Origin of the sequence: Methylophaga sp. UBA5088 (genome assembly GCF_002414625.1) — a bacterium.
In the GTDB taxonomy this organism is placed as follows: Bacteria; Pseudomonadota; Gammaproteobacteria; order Nitrosococcales; family Methylophagaceae; genus Methylophaga; species Methylophaga marina.
This window is the reverse complement of record NZ_DIAC01000132.1, coordinates 280-2,775: the sequence shown is the minus strand read 5'-3', so window position 1 is coordinate 2,775 and position 2,496 is coordinate 280. Positions and strand designations below refer to the sequence as shown.

General features: G+C 46.2%; 4 protein-coding genes. 3 read left to right on the top strand and 1 reads right to left on the bottom strand.

Annotated features, from left to right (window positions below):
• Window positions 1-128: 128 nt before the first annotated feature.
• A complete protein-coding gene (locus B4K20_RS16330) occupies window positions 129-926 on the bottom strand; it encodes an inositol monophosphatase family protein (protein ID WP_289283728.1) in 798 nt (265 codons plus the stop codon).
• 103 nt (window positions 927-1,029) lie between these two features.
• On the opposite strand from B4K20_RS16330, the gene B4K20_RS16325 reads away from it, so the two are divergent.
• From B4K20_RS16325 to B4K20_RS16315, 3 genes are all read left to right on the top strand, one after another.
• The gene (locus B4K20_RS16325) at window positions 1,030-1,752 is read left to right on the top strand and encodes a 16S rRNA (uracil(1498)-N(3))-methyltransferase (protein WP_289283727.1); all 723 of its coding nucleotides are present in this window, start codon (window positions 1,030-1,032) and stop codon (window positions 1,750-1,752) included.
• Window positions 1,749-2,060: a DUF3301 domain-containing protein gene (locus B4K20_RS16320; protein ID WP_289283726.1), complete on the top strand. Its 312-nt coding sequence runs from the start codon at window positions 1,749-1,751 to the stop codon at window positions 2,058-2,060. The genes B4K20_RS16325 and B4K20_RS16320 overlap by 4 nt, the downstream gene beginning before the upstream one ends.
• An 18-nt stretch (window positions 2,061-2,078) precedes the next feature.
• On the top strand, window positions 2,079-2,496 hold a 418-nt coding region (locus B4K20_RS16315; RefSeq protein WP_289283725.1), incomplete at its 3' end, for a response regulator.

The following is a 2,496-nucleotide window of genomic DNA, read 5'->3' as shown; positions in this document are numbered from 1 at the left end:
CGTTAACGTGTTCGGCAAGATTAAGGCTGTCGTATGGGGGCGGGCTGACACCGCCCTTTCTGGTGGTTGTGTATGCCTGAATATGGTCGGGCATTGTCCAGTCTGGCGTGACAAATTCCAGTGATTTTCTAACCATTCACGGCATCCAGCAAATAATTTTGCCAAACTTGAAATAACGCCTCATCAATGGCAGCACAGGAAGAGCGTGGCTCTAATGTGTAACGAAATGAAGGGTTTCCATACAGTGTCGAAGCAAAACCACCGGCTTCTTCCAAGATCAAGTCACCAGCTGCATAGTCCCAGATTTGTTGTTTACCATGAAGATAAATATGGCCCCGTCCGGCTGCTAGCCAGCATAACTCGAGCGCGATAGAACCTAAATTCCGCTGTGAAGCAAAAGGACGATCTCTGACAAGTTTCAACGCTAAATCTTGAGGTAGCCGTTTGAAATCGACAAAGGCAATAGTGTTATCCAAACTGAGATTAGGAGAGGTTAAACGCAGAGGTAAATCATTTAACCAGGCTCCCTGACCACGAAGAGCAGTGAAACTCTCATCTCTCGATGGATCAAGCACCATGGCAAAAGTCACTTTACCTTGCTCGATTAGTGCCAATGAAATGGAGTAAAGAGGCAAGCCAGAAGCAAAATTGCTGGTGCCATCGACCGGATCAAGACACCATATTGGCTTACCAGAATCGAAAAGCTGCTGTTGCTGTTCGGCAGACATTTCTTCACCCAGTAGCGCAATATCAGGATACAGTTCGGCGAGCCTTTTACTTAGAGCGCTTTGTACTGCATCATCTGCTGAGGTGACGATGCTGCCATCTTTTTTGTAATCCCGGCTAACGTTATTGGTCAATGGAAGAAGGGTCGTGAAGGCCACGTCCCTGACAATGTGTTGAATTTGTTGCCGGTCTATATTCATGACTTGAGTATAACAGTGAAAAAAGGAATTTGATTCAATCTATCGATGACAATCTGTAAACTGCTTATCACTTTACTTGCTTTTTGACACCAACAACATGCGCATGCCTCGATTTTATACTGAAACACTGTCATCTTCTGAATCAGAATTTGTCTTACCGGATGACGTGCACCGTCATGCCATTCAAGTGCTGCGGCTCAAACCAGGGGCCAATATTCGTTTGTTCAATGGTGGCGGTATGGAGTATGAAGCAGAGTTGACCCTAGTTGAAAAGCGGCATTCACGCGTGCGCCTGGGCAATGCGATAGAAACACAGAAAGAATCACCATTAGATATCACCTTATTACAAGGCGTTTCACGTGGTGAGAGAATGGACTTTGCTATACAAAAAGCGGTGGAGTTGGGCGTCAAAAAAATTGTGCCTGTGATAACCGAACGTTGCAATGTACAGCTAAATGGTGACCGCGCTGATAAACGATTTCATCATTGGAGAGGTGTCATGATTAGTGCCTGTGAGCAATCAGGTCGGAGTTTTTTGCCTGAATTAAGCCCAGTTCAAACATTAGCCGATGTATTATCTGATTATCAGGATCAGCTGAACTTGGTACTGGATCCTCTAGCAGAAACACGCTTTACTGAGTTGTCAAAACCTCAATCGCTAACCATGTTGATTGGTCCCGAGGGTGGTTTAGCGGATAGCGAAGTGGCGATGGCAAAAGATACCGGTTATCAGGCTGTACAATTTGGACCACGTATTTTACGAACGGAAACAGCCGCAGTGGCAGCTCTGGCTGTCTCTCAAGCATTATGGGGTGATCTAGGGTGAATGACAGCGAAATTATAGTCATCATTCTAGCTGCTATAGCCTGGTTTTGGTGGGACAGTCGCGGTGTGGCTGAACGCGCGACGCTGGCCGCAAAATCGTATTGCGCCAATACCGGCGTGGCTTTTTTAAACGATACGGTGTTCTGGCGTAAGATACGATTTAAACGTAATCGCCAAGGTCGTATACAGTTGCAGCGGTATTACTTTTTTGAATTCGCCAGTGATATGCAGCAGCGTTATCAGGGGGAGGTCATCATGATGGGTAAAAAAGTCGAGTCGATTAAAATGGATGCCTTTCGCGCCGGTTAACATCAACAGAGGATAATCATGACTAAATTGATGGCATTAGTGGTGGATGATTCTCGCGTTGCCAGAATGACCCTAAGCAAATTGCTACGTGACCATAGTTACAGCAGTGTGGAATGGGGTAGCGCTGAAGAAGCAATGCAATGGTTACAGACCACGGATACCTTACCGGATATCATCTTTATGGATGTGATGATGGCGACGATGGATGGCCTGACAGCTACCTCCCAGCTGAAACAACACCCACAATGGGGACATATTCCGGTTGTCATTTGTACAGGTAATGAAACCGAAGCTGATCAGAAAAAAGCGTTTGAGGCAGGTGCCTCAGCTGTTCTGAGCAAACCGCCCGAAGCGGATAAGCTGGAAAGTATATTAGATGAAATTGAGTTCAGCGCTATCCCTCTGCCTGATGCTGCTCATGCTCATGCTCATGCTC